The 20,823-nt window shown below is 69.7% G+C and carries 22 protein-coding genes; 15 read left to right on the top strand and 7 right to left on the bottom strand.

The window, feature by feature from the left end; genetic code table 11:
• Nucleotides 1-196: 196 nt before the first annotated feature.
• The 13 genes from ACFWP7_RS02930 (at nucleotide 197) to ACFWP7_RS02870 (ending at nucleotide 11,899) form a co-directional block, all read left to right on the top strand.
• The gene (locus tag ACFWP7_RS02930) at nucleotides 197-1,585 is read left to right on the top strand and encodes a hypothetical protein (protein WP_384375009.1); all 1,389 of its coding nucleotides are present in this window, start codon (nucleotides 197-199) and stop codon (nucleotides 1,583-1,585) included.
• A gap of 91 nt (nucleotides 1,586-1,676) precedes the next feature.
• A complete protein-coding gene (locus ACFWP7_RS02925; RefSeq protein WP_384375006.1) occupies nucleotides 1,677-2,249 on the top strand; it encodes a GNAT family N-acetyltransferase in 573 nt (190 codons plus the stop codon).
• Nucleotides 2,250-2,411: 162 nt separating this feature from the next.
• Nucleotides 2,412-2,495: a putative leader peptide gene (locus ACFWP7_RS02920; RefSeq protein WP_311203059.1), complete on the top strand. Its 84-nt coding sequence runs from the start codon at nucleotides 2,412-2,414 to the stop codon at nucleotides 2,493-2,495.
• Nucleotides 2,496-2,630: 135 nt separating this feature from the next.
• Complete coding sequence (locus tag ACFWP7_RS02915) at nucleotides 2,631-4,325, top strand: nitrite/sulfite reductase (protein WP_384375003.1); 1,695 nt, start codon at nucleotides 2,631-2,633, stop codon at nucleotides 4,323-4,325.
• A complete protein-coding gene (locus tag ACFWP7_RS02910; RefSeq protein ID WP_365426650.1) occupies nucleotides 4,322-4,501 on the top strand; it encodes a hypothetical protein in 180 nt (59 codons plus the stop codon). Before ACFWP7_RS02915 ends, ACFWP7_RS02910 begins: the two co-directional genes overlap by 4 nt.
• The gene (locus tag ACFWP7_RS02905; protein ID WP_384375000.1) at nucleotides 4,498-5,208 is read left to right on the top strand and encodes a phosphoadenylyl-sulfate reductase; all 711 of its coding nucleotides are present in this window, start codon (nucleotides 4,498-4,500) and stop codon (nucleotides 5,206-5,208) included. Before ACFWP7_RS02910 ends, ACFWP7_RS02905 begins: the two co-directional genes overlap by 4 nt.
• Complete coding sequence (gene cysC / locus ACFWP7_RS02900; RefSeq protein ID WP_384374997.1) at nucleotides 5,205-5,810, top strand: adenylyl-sulfate kinase; 606 nt, start codon at nucleotides 5,205-5,207, stop codon at nucleotides 5,808-5,810. Before ACFWP7_RS02905 ends, cysC begins: the two co-directional genes overlap by 4 nt.
• Nucleotides 5,807-6,742 carry a sulfate adenylyltransferase subunit CysD gene (gene cysD / locus ACFWP7_RS02895; RefSeq protein ID WP_384374994.1) on the top strand — a complete coding sequence of 312 codons (936 nt, stop codon included), beginning with the start codon at nucleotides 5,807-5,809 and terminating at the stop codon, nucleotides 6,740-6,742. The genes cysC and cysD overlap by 4 nt, the downstream gene beginning before the upstream one ends.
• Nucleotides 6,743-6,744: 2 nt before the next feature.
• On the top strand, nucleotides 6,745-8,100 hold the full coding sequence (locus ACFWP7_RS02890) for a sulfate adenylyltransferase subunit 1 (protein WP_384374991.1): 1,356 nt from the start codon (nucleotides 6,745-6,747) through the stop codon (nucleotides 8,098-8,100).
• Nucleotides 8,101-8,330: 230 nt separating this feature from the next.
• Complete coding sequence (locus tag ACFWP7_RS02885) at nucleotides 8,331-9,440, top strand: aliphatic sulfonate ABC transporter substrate-binding protein (protein WP_384374988.1); 1,110 nt, start codon at nucleotides 8,331-8,333, stop codon at nucleotides 9,438-9,440.
• A 36-nt stretch (nucleotides 9,441-9,476) separates the two neighbouring features.
• Nucleotides 9,477-10,265, top strand: coding sequence for an ABC transporter ATP-binding protein (locus ACFWP7_RS02880; protein ID WP_384374985.1), 789 nt, complete (start codon nucleotides 9,477-9,479; stop codon nucleotides 10,263-10,265).
• Nucleotides 10,252-11,154: an ABC transporter permease gene (locus ACFWP7_RS02875; protein ID WP_384374982.1), complete on the top strand. Its 903-nt coding sequence runs from the start codon at nucleotides 10,252-10,254 to the stop codon at nucleotides 11,152-11,154. Before ACFWP7_RS02880 ends, ACFWP7_RS02875 begins: the two co-directional genes overlap by 14 nt.
• A 7-nt stretch (nucleotides 11,155-11,161) precedes the next feature.
• Nucleotides 11,162-11,899 carry a sirohydrochlorin chelatase gene (locus ACFWP7_RS02870; RefSeq protein ID WP_384375408.1) on the top strand — a complete coding sequence of 246 codons (738 nt, stop codon included), beginning with the start codon at nucleotides 11,162-11,164 and terminating at the stop codon, nucleotides 11,897-11,899.
• A gap of 38 nt (nucleotides 11,900-11,937) precedes the next feature.
• Here the strand turns inward: ACFWP7_RS02870 and ACFWP7_RS02865 are convergent, their stop codons facing one another.
• Both ACFWP7_RS02865 and ACFWP7_RS02860 read right to left on the bottom strand, forming a co-directional pair.
• Nucleotides 11,938-12,531: a TIGR03086 family metal-binding protein gene (locus ACFWP7_RS02865; protein ID WP_384374980.1), complete on the bottom strand. Its 594-nt coding sequence runs from the start codon at nucleotides 12,529-12,531 to the stop codon at nucleotides 11,938-11,940.
• Between the two features lie 60 nt (nucleotides 12,532-12,591).
• A complete protein-coding gene (locus ACFWP7_RS02860) occupies nucleotides 12,592-13,602 on the bottom strand; it encodes a ketopantoate reductase family protein (protein WP_384374977.1) in 1,011 nt (336 codons plus the stop codon).
• Between the two features lie 39 nt (nucleotides 13,603-13,641).
• Between ACFWP7_RS02860 and ACFWP7_RS02855 the strand changes: the two genes are divergently transcribed.
• Nucleotides 13,642-14,481 carry an aldo/keto reductase gene (locus ACFWP7_RS02855; RefSeq protein WP_384374974.1) on the top strand — a complete coding sequence of 280 codons (840 nt, stop codon included), beginning with the start codon at nucleotides 13,642-13,644 and terminating at the stop codon, nucleotides 14,479-14,481.
• 29 nt (nucleotides 14,482-14,510) lie between these two features.
• On the opposite strand, the gene ACFWP7_RS02850 is transcribed toward ACFWP7_RS02855, so the two are convergent.
• The 5 genes from ACFWP7_RS02850 to ACFWP7_RS02830 form a co-directional block, all read right to left on the bottom strand.
• Nucleotides 14,511-15,065 carry a DUF1697 domain-containing protein gene (locus tag ACFWP7_RS02850; protein ID WP_384374971.1) on the bottom strand — a complete coding sequence of 185 codons (555 nt, stop codon included), beginning with the start codon at nucleotides 15,063-15,065 and terminating at the stop codon, nucleotides 14,511-14,513.
• Between the two features lie 85 nt (nucleotides 15,066-15,150).
• Nucleotides 15,151-16,359, bottom strand: coding sequence for a macrolide-inactivating glycosyltransferase (gene mgt, locus ACFWP7_RS02845; RefSeq protein WP_384374968.1), 1,209 nt, complete (start codon nucleotides 16,357-16,359; stop codon nucleotides 15,151-15,153).
• Between the two features lie 92 nt (nucleotides 16,360-16,451).
• Nucleotides 16,452-17,729: an ABC transporter substrate-binding protein gene (locus ACFWP7_RS02840; RefSeq protein ID WP_384374965.1), complete on the bottom strand. Its 1,278-nt coding sequence runs from the start codon at nucleotides 17,727-17,729 to the stop codon at nucleotides 16,452-16,454.
• Nucleotides 17,729-18,562 carry a carbohydrate ABC transporter permease gene (locus ACFWP7_RS02835; RefSeq protein WP_384374962.1) on the bottom strand — a complete coding sequence of 278 codons (834 nt, stop codon included), beginning with the start codon at nucleotides 18,560-18,562 and terminating at the stop codon, nucleotides 17,729-17,731. Before ACFWP7_RS02835 ends, ACFWP7_RS02840 begins: the two co-directional genes overlap by 1 nt.
• Nucleotides 18,559-19,494, bottom strand: a complete 936-nt coding sequence (locus ACFWP7_RS02830) for a carbohydrate ABC transporter permease (RefSeq protein WP_384374959.1) — start codon at nucleotides 19,492-19,494, stop codon at nucleotides 18,559-18,561. Before ACFWP7_RS02830 ends, ACFWP7_RS02835 begins: the two co-directional genes overlap by 4 nt.
• Nucleotides 19,495-19,696: 202 nt before the next feature.
• On the opposite strand from ACFWP7_RS02830, the gene ACFWP7_RS02825 reads away from it, so the two are divergent.
• Complete coding sequence (locus tag ACFWP7_RS02825) at nucleotides 19,697-20,560, top strand: phosphotransferase enzyme family protein (protein ID WP_384374956.1); 864 nt, start codon at nucleotides 19,697-19,699, stop codon at nucleotides 20,558-20,560.
• Nucleotides 20,561-20,823 lie beyond the last annotated feature (263 nt).

The following is a 20,823-nucleotide window of genomic DNA, read 5'->3' as shown; positions in this document are numbered from 1 at the left end:
TGGGGGCGAGCGGGGGTGGGCGGTGGGGGCGAATGGGGGTAGAAGCGTCCACCGCATACGTATTTCGTCGGTGTCTTCCGGTGTACGGGACCTGGCCCGTGGGTCTCTGCCGTAGCATCCCCTCACAGGCCACCCCACCCGCCTCTCCGTCAACGCACCGAGTGCGAGAGGTAGTTGGCCTGACTCGGGAGGACGCATGAAGCAGCGCGGCAGGCATCGTCGTCGTAGGAGGGGTCAGGCACTGCGGGCCACGCTGGCCGGAACCGCCCTCGCGCTCACCGCGGCGGCCACCCTGATCAGTGCCTCCCAGGCCACGAGCAGCGGCAGTCCGGGCGCGCTGACCCCGCTCACCTCGTCCTCGCAGACCGCACAGCTCCGCCTCGACGAGAACCCGGCCGACCGGAGAACGCTGGACACGCTCACCCGGCGTATGGGCGGGAACGTAGGCGTCGCCGCCGTGCTGGAGAGCGCCGATCACTCGATGCGGAACGAGGGCGACTGCGCCGATTCCGAGCGCGCCGCGCTGCCCGTCGAGCCGGCCGCCACGCGCGCGTACTGCTGGGACAGTGCCGACGCGACGGCCCGGCAGTGGCTGCCACGGTCCGTCACGACCTCCGGGGACGCCCATGAGGACGGCACCTGGGGCGACCACCGGGTGATCCTGGCCGGCTGGACGCACCAGGACCAGCAGGCCGCCGACGACCCCCGGACGGGTGAGCCGACGTACGACGAGGGCCTCGCCCGGATCGCGTTCATCGATACGACCGACCCGCACGCCCTCACGTACCGCTACGCCCTGCTCGTCGTACCGCAGGACGGCGGGAAGGACTTCGAGGCGGTCCGTTCGGGCCTGGGCGGCATGGTCTGGTATCAGGACAAGCTGATCGTCACCGCCCGCAATGGCACGGCCCTGCTCGCCTTCGACATGCGCCGCATCCTCAAGACCGACGTGAACAGCGGCGCGATCGGCAGAGTGAGCGGCGGTTACTCGGCGGACGGCTACCAGTACGTGTTGCCGGCCATTGCGTCGTACGACCTGGCCGGCGGCTCCTGTACGACGGGCGACGACGAGTCCGTCCCCTGCTTCGGCTCGCTCTCCCTGGACCGCACCTCGACGCCGGACAGCCTGGTCGCCACCGAGTTGTCCACCCCCGACAGCACAGACCGCGCCCGCGTCTGGCGTTACCCGTACAGCACCGCGGCCGACCGCACCGGACTGCTCGCCGCGGGCTCCCAGGGCCGGGTCGACCCGGCCGAGGTCTACGAGACCAAGGCCACCGGAGTGTCCGGCGTCCTCTCGCACCGGCCGGACGGCGCGGACGAGGCCGAGTGGTACGTCGCCCAGACACCGGCCGGTGACATCAGGCACGCCACCCTCTGGCGCCAGACGGACAGCGGCGCCGAAGCGGCCACGTGCACCACGGACCTGTCGTACGCCTGCTGGGGCCTGGGCACCGCGTCCCTGTCCTACTGGCAGGAGACGAACGAGCTCTGGACGCTGACCGGCGCGGCGGGCACCGACACGGCCGCGGGGCGGGTTCTCTATGCGGTTCCGCTGCCCTCGGTCGACAGCTCGCTCGAATAGGAACGCCCCGCAGCGGCGGGCGCTCGGCGCCGGAGCGGCCGGGCAAAGCCCGCTGTGGAGGCGCCTTCACCTCCGTGATTCCCTGGCTTGCATGAGCAACGTCACCGTGACCACCTGGTCCCTCGAGCAGACGACGCCGACCGATCTGCTCCCCGCGATCACGCCCGCCGGGGACGTCCGGATCGTCCGCGCCGAGGTCCCCTCGCCCGAGTTCAGCCGGTTCCTGTACGCGTCGGTCGGCGGGGACATCCGCTGGACCGACCGGCTCGGCTGGTCGTACGAGCGGTGGCAGGAGCTCCTGGACAAGTCGGGTGTGGAGACCTGGGTTGCATACGACCGCGGGACGCCCGCCGGGTACGTGGAGCTCGGCCCGCAGGACGACGGTGTCGTGGAGATCGCCTACTTCGGGCTGATCCCCGCCTTCCGAGGGCGCCGGATCGGCGGACATCTCCTCTCCTACGGTGTCGCGCGGGCCTGGGACCTGGCGGAGCGCCTGCCGGAGCGCGCCGGGACCAAGCGGGTCTGGCTGCATACCTGCAGCGAGGACGGGGAGCATGCATTGGACAACTACCTGCGGCGTGGTTTCAGACTCTTCGACACCGAGGTGACGGAGCGGAGTGAGGTGGCCGCACCGGGCCCGTGGCCGGGGGCCCGGGCCGTCTGAACCGTCACTGACCTGCGCCGTCATGGGATCTTGACTGGCCTCGGCAGGACGGAGGACCCGGTCATGTGACCGACACCATCGGCGTCTCACGATCCGGGACCAGGGTGTCCACATGATGGATGACGGTGGACTGCCCCGAGACCCCCGTGACACGCTTCCGTCATGTCTGGAACTGGGATTGCCTTGGTGAGTCGGCGGCACGTCGACCTCGGCCGTGTATCCAGCGCCATCTGTCCGGCAAGCTGACAGCCCCGGCACAGCCGGCATTTCCCGTTTGCCTCCCCCTGCGCAATGAGGCGCACGTACTTCCGTATGTGCTCGTTCACGCAGGCGAGGGCCGCTCTCCTTCCTGTCCCCGCAGTCCCGAAGGACGTATCAACCATGGCCGCCACCCCGCAGAATCCCCCCGCCGCGCCCCGCCGCAAGGTGAGCCGTCACCGCGGTGAGGGTCAGTGGGCCGTGGGTCATTTCACCCCGCTCAACGGCAACGAACAGTTCAAGAAGGACGACGACGGTCTCAATGTGCGGACACGCATTGAGACGATCTACTCCAAGCGCGGCTTCGACTCGATCGACCCGAACGACCTGCGCGGCCGGATGCGCTGGTGGGGCCTCTACACCCAGCGCAAGCCCGGGATCGACGGCGGCAAGACCGCGATCCTGGAGCCGGAGGAGCTGGACGACAAGTACTTCATGCTGCGCGTGCGCATCGACGGCGGGCGGCTGACCACCGAGCAGCTGCGGGTCATCGGCGAGATCTCGCAGGAGTTCGCGCGCGGCACCGCCGACCTCACCGACCGGCAGAACGTGCAGTACCACTGGATCCGCATCGAGGACGTCCCGGAGATCTGGGAGCGCCTCGAAGCGGTCGGGCTCTCCACGACCGAGGCCTGCGGTGACACGCCCCGCGTCATCCTCGGCTCGCCCGTCGCCGGGATCGCCGAGGACGAGATCATCGACGGCACGCCCGCGATCGACGCGATCCACCGCCGGATCATCGGCAACAAGGACTTCTCGAACCTGCCCCGCAAGTTCAAGTCCGCGATCTCCGGCTCACCGCTGCTGGATGTGGCGCACGAGATCAACGACATCGCCTTCGTCGGCGTGAACCACCCGGAGCACGGCCCCGGCTTCGACGTCTGGGTCGGCGGCGGTCTCTCCACCAACCCCAAGATCGGCCAGCGCCTCGGCGCCTGGGTCCCACTGGACGAGGTCCCGGACGTCTACGAGGGCGTCATCTCGATCTTCCGCGACTACGGCTACCGGCGGCTGCGCACCCGCGCCCGCCTGAAGTTCCTGGTCGCCGACTGGGGCATCGAGAAGTTCCGCCAGATCCTGGAGGACGACTACCTCAAGCGGAAGCTTCTCGACGGTCCCGCGCCCGACCAGCCGGTCGCCCGCTGGCGCGACCACGTCGGTGTGCACCGGCAGAAGGACGGCCTCTTCTACGTCGGTTTCGCACCGCGTGTGGGCCGCGTGGACGGCGCCACCCTCACGAAGATCGCCGAGCTGGCCGCAGCGCACGGCTCGGGCCGTCTGCGGACCACCGTCGAGCAGAAGATGATCGTCCTCGATGTGGAGCAGGAGCAGATCGACTCGCTGGTTGCCGGGCTTGAGGCTCTCGACCTCAGGGTCAATCCCTCCCCCTTCCGGCGCGGCACGATGGCCTGCACCGGTATCGAGTACTGCAAGCTCGCGATCGTCGAGACCAAGGCGCGCGGTGCCTCCCTGATCGACGAACTCGAGCGCCGTATCCCCGAGTTCGAAGAGCCGATCACCATCAACATCAACGGCTGCCCGAACGCCTGCGCCCGTATCCAGGTCGCGGACATCGGTCTCAAGGGCCAGCTGGTCCTGGACGGCGAGGGCAACCAGGTCGAGGGCTTCCAGGTGCACCTGGGCGGCGCGCTCGGTCTGGAGGCCGCGTTCGGCCGCAAGGTCCGCGGCCTGAAGGTCACTTCGGACGAGCTGCCCGACTACATCGAGCGGGTCCTCAAGCGCTTCCAGGAGGAGCGTAAGGACGGCGAGCGTTTTGCCACCTGGGCCACGCGTGCCGGCGAGGAGTCGCTGACATGAGCGAGCGAGCCGCCCCTTTCTACTGTCCCTACTGCGGTGACGAAGACCTTCGTCCCAGTGAGCAGGGCCACGGCGCGTGGGAATGCGCAGCGTGCAATCGGGCCTTTCAGCTGAAGTTCCTCGGGTTGCTGTCCCGGGGTCTTCAGCGGAATGACGATGGAGGGGCAGAGATATGACGACGATTCAGGAAGAGCGCACGGACGAGGACTTGAGGAGCCTCGCCGAGCAGGCGGGGCGCGACCTGGAGGACGCCTCCGCCCTGGAGATCCTCCGGTGGGCGGTCGATACCTTCGGCGCGAAGTTCTGCGTGACCTCCTCCATGGAGGACGCGGTGGTCGCCCATCTCGCCTCCCGCGCCCTCCCCGGAGTGGACGTCGTCTTCCTCGACACCGGCTACCACTTCCCGGAGACCATCGGCACCCGGGACGCCGTGGAGGCCGTGATGGACGTCAACGTCATCACGCTCACCCCGCGCCGGACGGTCGCCGAGCAGGACGCCGAGTACGGCCCCCGGTTGCACGACCGCAACCCCGACCTGTGCTGCGCGCTGCGCAAGGTCAAGCCCCTTGAGGAGGGGCTCACCAAGTACAGCGCCTGGGCGACGGGCCTGCGCCGCGACGAGTCCCCGACCCGGGCGAACACCCCGGTCGTCGGCTGGGACGAGAAGCGCCGCAAGGTCAAGATCTCCCCGATCGCCCGCTGGACGCAGGACGACGTGGACGCGTACGTCGCCGAACACGGCGTACTCACCAACCCGCTGCTGATGGACGGTTACGCCTCCGTGGGCTGCGCGCCCTGCACCCGCCAGGTCCTTGAGGGCGAGGACGCGCGGGCCGGCCGCTGGGCCGGCCGCTCGAAGACCGAGTGCGGGCTGCACGGATGACCGCGACCACGAAGACGGCCGGTGTGCTCGCGACCACCGCGAACCCCCAGATCTCCCAGGAGAAGCAAGTGACCGGAGCCACCATCTGGCTCACGGGTCTGCCGAGTGCCGGCAAGACCACCATCGCGTACGAACTCGCCGGGCGGCTGCGCGAGGAGGGCCACCGCCTCGAGGTGCTCGACGGCGACGAGATCCGTACGTTCCTGACGGCGGGCCTCGGCTTCGGCCGCGCGGACCGGCACACGAACGTGCAGCGCATCGGCTACGTCGCCGACCTGCTCGCCCGCAACGGTGTGAAGGTTCTGGTTCCGGTGATCGCTCCGTACGCCGACAGCCGCGAGGCGGTGCGCAAGCGTCACCAGGTCAGCGGGGCGGCGTACCTCGAAGTGCATGTCGCGACGCCGGTCGAGGTGTGCAGCGAGCGGGACGTGAAGGGCCTGTACGCCAAGCAGGCGGCGGGCGAGATCTCGGGGCTCACCGGGGTCGACGACCCGTACGAGGAGCCCGAGTCGCCCGATCTGCGCATCGAGTCGCACACCCAGACCGTGCAGGAGTCCGCGGCCGCGCTGCATGCGCTGCTCACCGAGAGGGGTCTCGCATGACGACCGTCGTGACTGTCTCCACGGAGACCGGCAGCCCGTACGCGCTGTCCCACCTGGACGCCTTGGAGTCCGAGGCGGTGCACATCTTCCGCGAGGTGGCGGGCGAGTTCGAACGGCCGGTGATCCTCTTCTCCGGCGGCAAGGACTCCATCGTCATGCTGCACCTCGCGCTGAAGGCCTTCGCGCCCGCCGCGATCCCCTTCACGCTGCTGCATGTGGACACCGGCCACAACTTCCCCGAGGTGCTGGAGTACCGCGATCGTGCGGTCGCCGCACATGGGCTGCGCCTCCATGTGGCCTCCGTACAGGAGTACATCGACCGCGGTGTGCTGCGCGAACGCCCCGACGGGACACGTAATCCGCTGCAGACCCTGCCGTTGACGGAGAAGATCCAGTCCGAGCGGTTCGACGCCGTGTTCGGCGGCGGACGCCGCGACGAGGAGAAGGCCCGCGCGAAAGAGCGGGTCTTCTCGCTGCGCGACGAGTTCTCCCAGTGGGACCCCCGCCGCCAGCGCCCCGAACTCTGGCAGCTCTACAACGGCCGCCACGCACCCGGCGAACACGTCCGCGTCTTCCCCCTCTCCAACTGGACCGAACTGGACGTCTGGCAGTACATCGCCCGCGAAGGGATCGAGCTGCCCGACATCTACTTCGCGCACGAGCGTGAGGTGTTCAAGCGGTCCAACATGTGGCTCACCGCGGGTGAGTGGGGCGGCCCCAAGGACGGCGAGACGGTGGAGAAGCGGCTCGTCCGCTACCGCACCGTCGGTGACATGTCCTGCACCGGCGCCGTCGACTCCGACGCCACCACCCTGGACGCCGTCATCGCCGAGATCGCCGCCTCCCGCCTCACCGAACGCGGCGCCACCCGCGCCGACGACAAGATGTCCGAGGCCGCGATGGAAGACCGCAAGCGCGAGGGGTACTTCTAGACATGACCAGCACCACCGAACCCACCGAGACCCTGTCGGTCGAGCAGTTGTCGGCGACCACGCTGCTGCGCTTCGCGACGGCGGGCTCCGTCGACGACGGCAAGTCCACCCTCGTAGGACGTCTGCTGCACGACTCCAAGTCGGTCCTCACGGATCAGCTGGAGGCCGTGGAGCGCGTCTCGGCCAGTCGCGGTCAGGACGCCCCCGACCTCGCGCTCCTCACCGACGGTCTGCGCGCCGAGCGTGAGCAGGGCATCACGATCGACGTCGCCTACCGCTACTTCGCCACCGCACGCCGCCGGTTCATCCTGGCCGACACCCCCGGGCACGTGCAGTACACGCGGAACATGGTCACCGGCGCCTCCACCGCCGACCTGGCCGTCGTCCTCGTGGACGCCCGCAACGGCGTCATCGAGCAGACCCGCCGACACGCCGCCGTCGCCGCCCTGCTGCGCGTGCCACACGTCGTCCTCGCCGTCAACAAAATGGACCTCGTCGAGTACAAGGAGTCCGTCTTCGCGGCGATCGCCAAGGAGTTCACGGCATACGCCTCCGAGCTGGGCGTCCCCGAGATCACCGCGATCCCGATCTCGGCGCTCGCCGGTGACAACGTGGTGGAGCCCTCCGCGAACATGAACTGGTACGGCGGTCCGACGGTCCTTGAGCACCTGGAGACGGTCCCGGTCAGCCACGACCTGGCGAGCTGCCACGCCCGGCTGCCCGTGCAGTACGTGATCCGCCCGCAGACCGCCGAGCATCCGGACTACCGGGGTTACGCGGGTCAGATCGCGTCCGGTACCTTCCGCGTCGGCTCCCCCGTCACGGTTCTGCCGTCCGGGCGTACGTCGACGATCGCCGGGATCGATCTGCTGGGCACGCCGGTCGACGTGGCCTGGACCCCGCAGTCGGTGACCCTCCTCCTCGATGACGACGTCGACATCTCGCGCGGCGACCTGATCGTGCCGACCACGGACGCGCCGCCGATCACCCAGGACGTCGAGGCGACGGTCTGCCATGTCGCCGACGCGCCCCTGGTCGTCGGCCATCGCGTGCTGCTCAAGCACGGCACCCGCACGGTCAAGGCGATCGTCAAGGACATCCCGTCCCGGCTGACCCTCGACGACCTGTCCCTGCACCCGCACCCCGGACAACTCGTCGCCAACGACATCGGCCGCGTGAAGATCCGTACCGCCGAACCGCTGCCTCTCGACTCGTACGCCGACTCGCGGCGCACCGGCGCGTTCATCCTGATCGACCCGGCCGACGGCACCACGCTGACCGCGGGCATGGTCGGCGAGTCGTTCGCCTCGCCGGAGCCGGTCAAGTCCGAGACCGACGACGACGGTTGGGACTTCTGACATGAGCCTCAGAGACTTCTACTCCACGTTCGCGAAGGAGGGCGGCCGCGTCGGCAGCGGCGCCCTCGGCAGCGGGCAGGGCGGAGTCGCGCGATGTGCGCGATGACGTACGCGCACCGCTTGCGCGCCCCGTCCCCCCACCCGACGTCGCGGACGCGACGAAGACCTGTCGACCTTCCCGGCCACGCACCGAACCCGTGACCGCCGGGCCAACGAGGGGAATACCTCCCGTGCCTGCCATCCGCTCAGCTTCAGTGAAGCGCGGCCTCGCCCTGCTAGCCGCCTTGCCCCTGCTCACCCTGGCCGCCTGCGGCTACGGTTCCGACTCCAAGGACGCGGGAACCTCGAAGGTCGCCGCCGGCGCCGAGAAGATCGACGGTCTCGACTCCGTGAAGATCGGCTACTTCGGCAACCTGACCCACGCGACCGCGCTGGTGGGCAACCAGAAGGGCTTCTTCCAGAAGGAGCTCGGTGCCACGAAGGCCGAGTACGCAATCTTCAACGCAGGTCCCTCCGAGATCGAGGCGCTGAACTCGGGCTCCATCGACATCGGTTGGATCGGCCCCTCGCCGTCCATCAACGGCTACACCAAGTCCAAGGGCACGGACCTGCGCATCATCGGCGGCTCGGCCTCCGGCGGTGTGAAGCTGGTGGTCAACCCGGACAAGATCAAGTCGCTGGCGGACGTCAAGGGCAAGAAGATCGCCACCCCGCAGCTCGGCAACACGCAGGACGTGGCGCTGCTGAACTGGATCGCCGACCAGGGCTGGAAGGTCGACGCGGAGAGCGGCAAGGGCGATGTGTCGGTCGTCCGGACGGACAACAAGGTCACCCCGGACGCCTACAAGAACGGCTCCATCGACGGCGCCTGGGTGCCGGAGCCGACCGCGTCCAAGCTGGTCGCCGCGGGCGGCAAGGTGCTCCTCGACGAGGCGGACCTGTGGCCGGACAACAAGTTCGTGATCACGAACATCATCGTGTCGCAGAAGTTCCTCAAGGCGCACCCGGACGTGGTCGAGGCCGTGCTGAAGGGCTCGGTCGAGACCAACAAGTGGATCAACGCCAACCCGGACGAGGCGAAGGCCTCCGCGAACGCGCAGCTCAAGATCGACTCCGGCGCTGAGCTTCCGGCGAATGTGCTCGACCCGGCGTGGAAGTCCATCCAGATCCTCAACGACCCGCTCGCCTCCACCCTCAACTCGGAGGCGGACCACGCGGTGAAGGCGGGTCTGCTGGAGAAGCCCGACCTTGACGGCATCTACGACCTGACGCTGCTCAACAAGGTCCTCAAGGCCGAGGGCGAGAGCCCGGTCGACGACGCCGGTCTCGGCGTCAAGTAAGCCCGGTCCCCGATGAGTTCCCAGGAGGTGACGACCATGGCCACCACACTCGCCAAGGCTGCCGACGGCGCCGAAGCGGTGGAGCACGCCGCCCGTATCGAGCACGTCTCGAAGTTCTTCGCCGGGCCCGCCGGGCAGCAGCTGGTCCTCGACGACATCACCCTTGATGTCGCGCCGGGCGAGTTCGTCACCCTCCTGGGGGCCTCGGGCTGTGGCAAGTCGACGCTGCTGAACCTGGTGGCGGGGCTCGACGCCCCGTCCGCCGGCAGCATCTCGACGAACGGCCGCCCGGCCCTGATGTTCCAGGAGCACGCGCTCTTCCCGTGGCTGACCGCGGGCAAGAACATCGAACTCGCCCTGCGGCTGCGGGGCGTTGCCAAGACCGAGCGGCGCGAGAAGGCCGAGGAACTGCTCGGACTCGTCCGTCTCAAGGGCGCGTACGGCAAGCGCGTGCACGAGCTGTCCGGCGGTATGCGCCAGCGTGTCGCGCTGGCCCGCGCACTCGCACAGGACAGTCAACTGCTCCTGATGGACGAGCCGTTCGCGGCTCTCGACGCCATCACACGAGATGTGCTGCACGACGAACTGACCCGCATCTGGCGCGAGACGAACGTGTCGGTGCTGTTCGTGACGCACAACGTGCGCGAGGCGGTACGGCTCGCGGAGCGCGTCGTCCTGCTCTCCTCACGTCCGGGGCGGATCGCGCGCGAGTGGACGGTGGAGATCCCGCAGCCGCGCCGCATCGAGGACACCGCCGTGGCGGAGCTGTCCGTCGAGATCACCGAAGAACTGCGTGGGGAGATCCGCCGTCATGGCCAGCACTGAGACCAAGACCGACGCGGTCGTCAAGGACACCCACGACCTCGCCGGTCTGGAGGCGGGCCTCGACGCCCTGGAGACGACCCACACGGGCCGAACTCCCTTCCGGCAGACCTTCGTCCAGAAGATCCTGCCGCCGATCATCGCCGTAGCGCTGGTGCTGTTGGTGTGGCAGGCACTGATCTCGTTCGAGGTCGTCACCGACCCGAGCAAGCTGCCCTCACCGGGCGCCGTCTGGGACCAGATCCAGCAGGCCTGGCTGGAGGGCAAGCTGCTCGGCTACATCTGGACGAGCGTCTCGCGCGGCCTGGCCGGCTTCGTCCTCGCACTCGCCATCGGTACCCCACTGGGTCTCGTGGTGGCGCGCGTGAAGTTCATCCGCGCGGCGATCGGCCCGATCCTGTCGGGCCTGCAGTCCCTCCCCTCGGTCGCGTGGGTCCCGCCGGCCGTGATCTGGCTGGGCCTGAACAACTCGATGATGTACGCGGTGATCCTGCTCGGCGCGGTCCCCTCGATCGCCAACGGCCTGGTCTCCGGCATCGACCAGGTCCCGCCGCTGTATCTGCGCGCGGGACGCACGCTGGGCGCGACGGGTCTGCGCGGCACCTGGCATGTCGTCATGCCCGCCGCCCTGCCCGGCTATGTGGCGGGACTGAAGCAGGGCTGGGCGTTCGCGTGGCGTTCGCTGATGGCGGCGGAGATCATCGCGAGCTTCCCCGATCTGGGCGTGGGGCTCGGCCAGTTGCTGGAGAACGGCCGCAACAACAGCGACATGGCGACCGTCTTCCTCGCCATCCTGCTCATCCTGTTCGTCGGTATCGCCATCGACCTGCTGCTCTTCAGCCCGCTGGAGCGGTGGGTACTGCGCAGCCGTGGTCTGCTGGTGAAGAGCTGATCCGATGATGCGCCATCAGCCGGTCCTCCTGGTCATCGCCCACGGCAGCCGCGACCCGCGGCATGCCGCGACGGTGCACGCCCTGGTGCGGCGGGTAAGGGCAAAGCGCCCCGGCCTCCGCGTCGAGACCGGCTTCCTGGACTTCAACATCCCGTCGGTGAACGGGGTGTTGGAGTCCCTGGCGGCCGAGGGCGTACGGGACGTGGTCGCCCTCCCGCTGTTGCTGACCCGGGCGTTCCACGCGAAGTCGGACATCCCGACGGTCCTGCGCGCCGCACCGCGACACCTCCGCATCCGCCAGGCGGAGGTGCTCGGCCCATCGCCGCTGCTGCTCTCCGCCCTCGAACGACGTTTGTACGAGGCCGGGTTGACGCCCGCCGACAAGTCCTCGACCGGGGTCGTGCTGGCCTCGGCGGGATCCACGGACCCGGAGGCGCTCGCCGTGATCGCCGACCTCGCGCGGAAGTGGCGGCAGACCGGCTGGCACGCCGTGCGACCCGCGTTCGCCTCCGCGTCGGGGCCCCGCACCGAGGACGCCGTACGCGCGCTGCGTGAACTGGGCTGCGCCCGGGTCGCGGTGGCACGCTACGTCCTCGCGCCCGGTTTCCTGCCGGACCGCATCGCACGGGGGGCGGCCGAGGCGGACGTGCTCGCCGATGTGCTCGGTCCGGCGCCGGAGGTGGCGCGGGTGCTGCTTGACCGGTACGACGAGGCTTCGCTGCCAGCGCTGGCAGCGGTGGGCTGAGCCCCGGCGCCTGACACAGTCGGCTGAGCCAGGCGCCGTCAGTGGTCCACGGCGGCCCGGCGCGGATCGCGTCCGCTCGCCGCCAGCGCGCGTTCGAAGGCGGGCGCGTCGGCGGGCACCGCCACCGGGTCGGCGAAACCGTCGTACTGCCGGTAGAGGTCGCCGTGGGTCTCGACGACATCCAGGACGAGCCGGCCCGCGCCGTCCGAGACGCGGAACTCCTGGCCGGTCGCCGTGGCGACGTCCCAGCCGTGCACCGCCATCTCCTTGACGATCATCGAGGCGAGTTCGCCGGCCGGCATCTTGCCCGCTCCGAGGTCGACCTCGCCCTCCCAGACCGCCGGGTCGGCCCAGGCGGCGACGGCCCGGTCGAGCTGGTCGGCGTATCGCTGCGCCCAGCCGGGGTCGGCCGTGAAGTCACGCCCGGTGAGCTCCTCGGAGAGCTGTTCGCGCAGCGCCCGGTGTTCCAGTCCGTGCGAGGTGTAGAGGACCCAGTGGTTGACCAGGGTCCGCAGGTCCCACTCCGCGCAGGGGGTGGGATCGGTCAGCCGTCCGGCCGTGACGCCGCGCGCGACGCGACCGGCTTCGGCGGCGCATTCGGTCATGTACGGGTACACGCTCTCTTGATTCATGCGTCTCACGCTAGGGACGCGGCCCGCGCTCCTCTTGAACAAACGCGACACACTCGCCTCTTACGGCGTGACAGCCGCGTCGGCGAGGCCCACCAGCTCCGCCATCGGCATCGACCCCGCCTCCCGCCGCTCGCGCGCGAAGGTGTTCGCCAGCCGCTGGAGCAGGTCGTTCAGCGGGGTCGGTACGCCGTGCAGGCGGCCCAGAAGGGCGATCTCGCCGTTGAGGTAGTCGGCCTCGATGGTGCCGGTGCCACGGCTGAGGGACTGCCAGGAGGAGCCCGCGCCGCGTGCGGAGTTGTGCGGGTCGAAGTGGACCTTGTCGCCGCGGGCCAGCCGCTCTTCCTCCTGGCCGGCGTACGCGATCCCGGCGGCGTCGAGCACCGCCTCGCCCTCCGCACGTACGCGTCCGAGGAACGCGAGCCCCTCCTCGCCGGACAGGACGCCGCTCACCGCCCCGATGGCGTTCCCGAGATTGCCGAGGAGCTTCGCGTACTGCCAGCGGGTCACGTCGGGCACGACCGGCGCTTCGAAGCGGGCGGTCGACTCCAGGTGGGCGGCGATCCGGCGGGCCGACTCGTCCGTGCCGTGGGGGTAGCGGCCGAGGCGCAGGATGCCGCTGAGCGGGCTGCTGGGGGCGGAGACGACGCCGGGTTCGACGAAGGTGGCGGGCAGCCAGACGCAGGCCCCGTACACCCGGCGGAATCGGCGCAGCGCCAGCCGCTGGCTCTCCACCCCGTTCTGCGCGCAGACCAGCGGCAGCCGCTCGGCGGCTGTGCCACCGCCTGCCACCGGGCGTGGGCTCCAGGCCTCCAGAGCCGCCTCGCTGTCCTGGGTCTTGACGGCGAGCATCAGTACGTCGTCGGCGCGTAGTTCCCCGAGCGCCTCGGGCCCCTCGACCGTGGGCAGCCGGTGTGTGGACGTGCCCTGCGGGGTCACGAGCCTCAGGCCGCCCTCGCGCAGTGCCTCGTAGTGGGCACCTCGCGCGACCAGCACGACCTCGTGCCCCGCCTCGGCCAGCCGGCCTCCGACGGTCCCGCCGACCGCACCGGCACCGATGATGATGTAGCGCATGGAGATCAGCCTCGCACAATCGTGTGTACTCTCCATCAAATGGTCGAGGAAAGATTCGGAGTCGGCGGGGAGCTGCCGGTACGACGGCTCGGCTACGGCACCGCTCAGCTGACCGGCCCCGGCTACTGGGGACCGCGCGGCGATACCCGGGACGCGGTGGCCGTACTCCGGCGGGCCGTCGCTCGCGGGGTCACGCTGATCGACACCGCCGACAACTACGGTCCCTCGATCGCCGAGGAACTGGTCGCCGAGGCTCTGCACCCGTACCCCGAGGACCTGGTGATCGCCGCGAAGGGCGGCGTCGTCCGCACCGGTGACAGTGCCTGGCACATCGCCGGACGACCCGAGCAGCTGCGGGCGATGTGCGAGGCAAGCCTGCGGAGACTGCGCCTCGACACGATCGACCTGTACCAGTTGCACCGGCTGGACCCGCATGTGCCGTTGCCCGAACAGCTCGGCGCTCTCGACGAGTTGCGCACGGAGGGCAAGATCCGGCACATCGGACTCGACAGCATCACCACCGAACAGCTCGAATCAGCAAGGGAGTCGACCGGCATCGCGTCCGTGCAGAACCGCTACAACCTGCTCGACCGGACGTCGGACCCGCTGCTGAAGCTGTGCGAGGCACACGGCATCGCGTTCCTCCCCTGGTTCCCCCTCGGCAACGGATCACTGACCTCCAACCCGGTCTGCGCCGAAATCGCCACCGCACACGGAGCAACACCGGCACAGATCGCCCTGGCCTGGCTGCTGCACCGCTCCCCCGTGCTGTGCCCGACGCCGGGTACCGGCTCGCTCGTACATCTGGAGGAGAACCTGGCCGCCCGCGCGGTTCACCTCACCGACGAGGACATGCGCCGCCTGTACACACTGGGTTGACCCCACGACGTACGGCGGCGAGCGGAAGGTCACTCTGCGGCAGCGGTGAGCTCCTCCAGTTTGATGACGGTGTTCCAGTTGCGGGTGGTGGCGGTGGTGCCCTTGAGGAGTCTGGGCCTGGAGAGGGCCTCCGCCAGTTTGGAGCGGCCGAGGCCGTCGGGGGCGTACAGGTAGAGGACGCGGTCGCCGAGGCGGAACTCCTCCGGCAGGAAGGCCGTTTGGCCGACCGCGGCGAAGCGCTCGGCGTCGACAGGGCCGGAGAAGTACGTGGCGTGCAGCTGCTTGCCCGCCAGTTCGGCGGCCGGGAACGGGCACGCCTCCCGTACGGCCTTCAGGTAGGCGTGGTCGCGCACCAGGACACCGACCGTGAAGCCGAAGTGCTTCTCGATGGCCGCCGCCAGCTCGGCGGCGAGGGTCTCCTCGTCGCCGTGACCGGCGGTGAAGACGGCGTTGCCGCTCTGGAGATACGTGCGTACGCCGCCGTATCCGAGCCCCTCCATCAGGGTGCGCAGCTCGGCCATCGGCACCTTCTTGCTGCCGCCCACGTTGATCCCGCGCAGCAGCGCCGCATAGGTCGTCGTCATACGTTCACGATAAGTCCGCACCGGATCCGTCCGCAGGCGGTGAAGCGGCAGGTCCCCACCCTGATCACGGTCCCGAGAAGCCCCCCTACTGGTGCATGTCGGCGGGCAGCTCGGCCTCGATGAGGTCGGCTGCCCGCCTTGTGCCGCCCTCCTTGGCCATCCCGTCCCGGATCTCCGCCAGGCGGCGTGCCACCTCGGGGTCCGCGTCCAGTGCGAGAACCGCCTCCCGCAGGGTCGTCGCGGTCGCCTCCTCCATCGGTACGTGCCGGGCGACGCCCAGCGCCTGGAGCATGTCGGCGTTCCCGAACTGGTCGACGGCCTGCGGTACGGCGACCATCGGCGTCCCGGTGGCCAGCCCCTCCTGGCTGCCTCCCGCCCCGGCGTGCGTGACGAACACGTCGGCCTGGCGGAGGACCGAGAGCTGCGGCACCCACTGGTACACCTGCACATTGCCGGGCACCTCGCCCAGCTCGGCGGGGTCGACGAACTTCCCGATCTGCAGCACGACATGCCAGCCCGGCAGTTCGCCGAACGCCTTGACGCACTCGCGGTAGAAGGCGGGCTGCTTGGTGAAACTGGAGCCCAGCGACACGAGCAGCACCTTTTCGGCGTCCGCGGGCCGCTGCCACTCGCCCTGTACCGACCGGTCCCCCTGGCAGGCGCCGACGAAGGTGTGGACCGTCTCGTCCACCCGGTCCGCGTGGGGCTGGAGTGCCTTCGGGATCAGGACGAGGGAGCGGGCGGGACGGCCGGCGAACGGGTCGGGGTGCTGCGTGATCCCGTTCTCCGTCAGCCAGGCCTCGAACCGCGCGTAGTACGCCCGTCCGCGCTCGGTCCGGCGCGGCTCCGCCCACATCGGCTCGGCGACCTCCTCCTCGTAACCGGTCCAGGCGACCAGGTTCGGCGACAGGGAGACGGCCGGGACGCCCCAGCGGTGCGCGAGGACACGCGCCGGGTACGACGTGATGTCGTGCAGCACGAGGTCCGGTTCGTCCCCCTCGTACGCCGTCACGAGCTGCGGCAGCGCCTGGATCGCGTCCGCCAGGAAGTGTTCGACGTTGTCGAGGAGGGTGGTCCCCCAGGCCTCGGGGTCGTCGTCGGGCGACGGCAGCGTCGAGGTGTAGAGGACGGGCTCGGCGCCGGTCGCGGCCACCTTGTCGGCGAAGACCGGCGGAATCGCGTACGTGACGCGGTGCCCGCGCGCGACGAGCTCCCGGATCACCTCGATGCTCGGGTTCACATGCCCGTGGGCGGCGATGGAGAACATGGCGATATGGGCACGTCGAGTGGTCATGCGATCAGGTTATGCGAGACGAGACGTCTCGTGCAATTTCATTTACGTACACCGGGGCGTCCTCGCCATCGAAGATCCCGTCCGCGTCGGGCTCATCTCTGATAGCGGGCCAGCACCAGGTTCCCGTCCTCCACCAGCCGCTTTCTCAGCTCAGCAAGCCCGATCGCCCCGCTGTAGTACTCCTGGAACGCGGGGGTCGCGACCTTGTCCTTCCATTCGGGGTAGCCGCGCACGGACTGGGCGGGCGCCGAGCGCAGGTGGGCGGCGAGCGCGGTGCCGGTCGCCCAGTGGTCCTTGGTGGTGTGCAGGGCAGGGTCCTTGAAGGCCTCGGTGCCGGTGGGCAGCATCCAGTCGCCGAGGGCGAGGCGGACCATGTTCTTCGGCTGAAGCAGGAAGTCGATGAACTCGACGGCCTCCTTCTTGTGCGGGCTGTCCTCGGCGACGGAGAGGGTCTGCGGGCTGACGCCCTGGGTGAGGCCGTCCGCGCCGGCCGGGGCGGGCAGCACCATCCAGTCGAAGCCCTTCGGCGCCTGCTGCACGATCTGCTGCCGGTAGGAGAAGCCGAGCGGGACCATCGCGTACTTGCCGCCGAAGAACCCGGGCAGCGTGTCGGAGCCGCCCATGCCGAGCGTGCTGCTCGACGCGCTCCCGTCCGTGTTCACCTCGTCGTGCACCGTCCTGGGCACCACCTCGTCGGCCGCGTCGAAACGGACGGTCACTCTGCCGTCCGCGCCGCGGTGGAACATCTGGCCGCCGGTGGAGAGGGAGAGGTTGAGTGTCGCGGAGACCGGTTCCTTGAGCGGCCAGGCGACCCCGTACTTTCCCCCACCGCTCAGTTCCTCCGCGATCGAGCGGAACTCCTCCCACGTCCAGGGGTTCTGCGGCGTCGGGATGCGGACGCCCGACTCCCTGAGCCACGTGGCGTTGGCGATGAGGACGCGCGGCTCCTGGAGGAACGGCACGCCGTAGATCCCGTCCCCGAAGGTCGTCGTCTCCCAACTGCGCTGCGGGATGTCGGACTTCAGCCGGGCGGGCAGCAACTCACCCAGATCGGCGAGGTAGCCGCCGTACGCGAAGTCCGCGAGGTCGTCCGAGGCGTCATGGATGATGTCCGGCGCCTCACCGCCCTCGAAGGAGGTGAGCAGCTGGTCGTGCACGCTGTCCCAACTTCCCTGCACGTACTCGACCTTGACGTCCGGGTGCGCGGCGTTCCACTCCTGCACCAACTCCTTGTTGGCGTCGACGGACTCCTGCTGCCAGGCCAGGGACTGGAACCGGAGAGTGACCCTTCCCTCGGAGCCGCCGTCGCCCGAAGAACAGGCCGTGAGCAGCAGCCCCACGACCAGTACGAAGATCCATCGCGTACGCATCAGCTCTTCACCGCCCCGGCGAGCATGCCGCCCGTGATCCGCTTCTGGATGATCGCGAAGATGACCAGCGAGGGGAGCGTCGCGAGGAACGCCGCCGCGGCGAGCGGCCCGAGGTCCGCGACCCCTTCAGCCCCGATGAAGTGCGTGAGGACGACCGGGAGCGTCTGTTTCTCCGGGGTCTTGAGGAGCACCAGCGCGAAGAAGAACTCGTTCCACGCGCTGATGAACGCGAACAGCGCCGTCGCCACGATGCCGGGCGCGAGCAGTGGCGCCGTGATGGAGATCAGGGTGCGCAGCCTCCCCGCCCCGTCCACCGCCGCGGCCTCCTCCAACTCGGTGGGCACGGCCCGTACATACCCCACCAGCATCCACAGAGCGAAGGGCAGCGCCCACACGACGTACACCATCACCAGTCCCGGCAGTGAGTTGATCAGCCGGAGGTTCTTGAGGACCAGGAACAGCGGGATGATCACGAGCACGAACGGGAAGGCCTGGCTGACCACGACCCACCCGGTGGCGGCCTTCGCGAGCCGTGTGCGGTGCCGTGCCATGACGTACGCCATCGGGGTCGCGATCAGTACGGCGATCACCGCCGCGCCGAGCGCCGCGATCAGCGAGTTGAGCGCGGCCCGCAGCAGTGGCTGCTCGTCGAACGCCTGCCGGAAGTTGGCGAGGGTGGGGTCCTTGGGGATCCAGGTGGGGTGCAGGCTCGCCAGCTCACCCGGAGGCTTGAAGGCGGTGGAGATCAGCCAGAGGAAGGGGAAGGCGAGGAAGACGAGATAGCCGAGCAGCGCGAGGTACTGGCCCGCGCGGGCGCCCTTGCTGGTCCTCATGCGTCCGCACCTCCCCTCAGCCGGCCGACGAGGAAGACGGCGAGGAGGACCGAGATCAATGCGACCATCACGCATCCCATCGCCGCCGCGTAGCCGAACTGGCCGTAGCGGAAGGCCTCTTCGTAGGCGAAGAGCATCGGCAGCCGCGTCCGGCCGCCGGGGCCGCCGTTGGTCAGCACGTAGACCAGCGCGAACGAGTTGAAGTTCCAGATGAAGTTGAGCGCCGTGACAGCGAGCGCGACCGGTCTCAGCGCGGGCCAGGTGACGGTCCGGAAGCGGCGCCAGGCGCCCGCGCCGTCCATCGCGGCCGCCTCGTGCAGTTCACGCGGAGTGTTCTGCAGGCCGGCGAGCAGGGCCACCGTCGTCTGGGGCATGCCTGCCCAGACACCGACCACGATGACGGCGGGCAGGGCGGTCGCCAGGCCGCTCAGCCAGTCACGGCCGTCCCCGAGTCCGAGGTCGCGCAGCGTCTCGTTCAGGATGCCCGCGTCCGGGTTGTACACAATGCGCCACATGACGCCCACGACAACCTCGGGCATCGCCCACGGGACGATGGCGAGGGCGCGTGCGAGCCAGCGCAGCCGGAGTTCCTGGTTGAGCAGGAGGGCGAGTCCGAGCGCGAGGAGGAACTGCGGCACGGTCACCCCGACCGCCCAGAGCAGCCCGATCCGGAACGAGTCCCAGAACAGTGTGTCGTGCAGCAGGTCCTGGAAGTTGAGCACACCGATCCACTGTGTGGACCGTGTCCGCCCCGACTGCGAGTCGGTGAACGCCAGCGTGATCCCGTACAGCAGCGGTCCGACGCTGAGCACCAGGATCGGGATCAGCGCGGGCAGCACCAGGAACCAGGCGCCGTGGTCGGCGGCGCGAGGGTCCGCGCCCGCGCCGGGCGCACGCTTCGCCGAACGTCTCGTCACGCTCGCCAATGTCACGGATTCGGCTCCCTTGGGCGGCTCGTGGAGATCCGGCCGCCCAGGCGGCCCCCGTCATCGTGCTGAGGAGCTGACTCCGCGTCAAGGCAGCGCGCAGCCCCTTTGTGACCGTCCCACCAGTGCGAATGCGACACTGGCCGACGTGAATGGCGTGATCGTGACGCCGTGTGCGGGAGTCGGCGAGAGCCATGGGAGGCGCGGGATGGACGAGGCACAGGCGCGGAACGTACTACGTGCGGCGGATGTGCTGCCGGAGCCGGTGCGGGAGGCGACTCTCCTCGCCCTGGGCGAGAACGCGGTGTTCGCGGCCGGTGACCTGGTCGTCAAGGTGGGGCGCGATGCCGAACTCCTCGACCGCGCACGGCGGGAACTGGAGATCGCGGCCTGGCTCGCCGACGTGGGCGTCCCGGCGGTGCGGGCGGCCGAGCCCGAGGCGCGGCTGGTCGACGGTCACCCGGTGACGGTGTGGCACCGGCTGCCCGATCCCGTGCGCCCCGCGGAGCCCCGCGATCTGGCCGAACTGCTACGGGTGGTGCACGCACTGCCTTCCCCTTCCTTCGAGTTGCCGCCCCGCGAACTGCTGGGCGGTGTGGAGCGCTGGCTGCGTCTGGCGGGCGACGCGATCGACCCCGCGGACGCGGCGTATCTGCGGGCCCGGCGCGACGGCTTCGCGACGGCCGCAGCCGCACTCACCCCGCATCTGCCGCCGGGCCCGATCCACGGCGACGCGCTGCCCCGCAACGTCCATGTCGGCCCCGAAGGACCGGTCCTGGTCGACCTGGAGACCTTCTCCGCCGACCTGCGCGAGCACGACCTGGTGGTCATGGCCCTGTCCCGTGACCGCTACGGGCTCCCGGCCGAGGCCTACGACTCCTTCACCAAGGCGTACGGCTGGGACGTCCGTGAGTGGGCGGGCTGTCCCGTGCTCCGGGGAGCACGGGAGACCGCCAGCTGCGCCTGGGTCGCCCAGCACGCACCGGTCAACCCCAAGGCACTGGCCGAGTTCGAGCGCCGGGTGGCATCACTGCGGGACGGCGACGAGACCGTGCGCTGGTACCCGTTCTAGAACGGGCGCTTCCTCGGACGGGGCCCCCGTTGTCCCCCCCTCGTCCGCCGGGTCCCGCAAGCCGGGCGGGCTCAGCCCTGTTCATCCGCCAGGTCCCGAAGCCGGGTCGGCTCAGACCCGCTCGTCCATCGAGTCCTGAACCCGGGCAAGCCCAGACCCGCAAGCCGGGCAGCTCAGACCCACACACCCACCAAGTCCCACAGCCGGACGGGCCCAGGCCCACTCATCCGCCGAGTCCCGAATCCAAACGGCTCAGACCCGCA

The organism is Streptomyces sp. NPDC058470, assembly GCF_042721055.1.
GTDB lineage: Bacteria > Actinomycetota > Actinomycetes > Streptomycetales > Streptomycetaceae > Streptomyces.
Note: the sequence above shows the minus strand (reverse complement) of the source record. Positions and strands in the feature narration are given on the sequence as shown.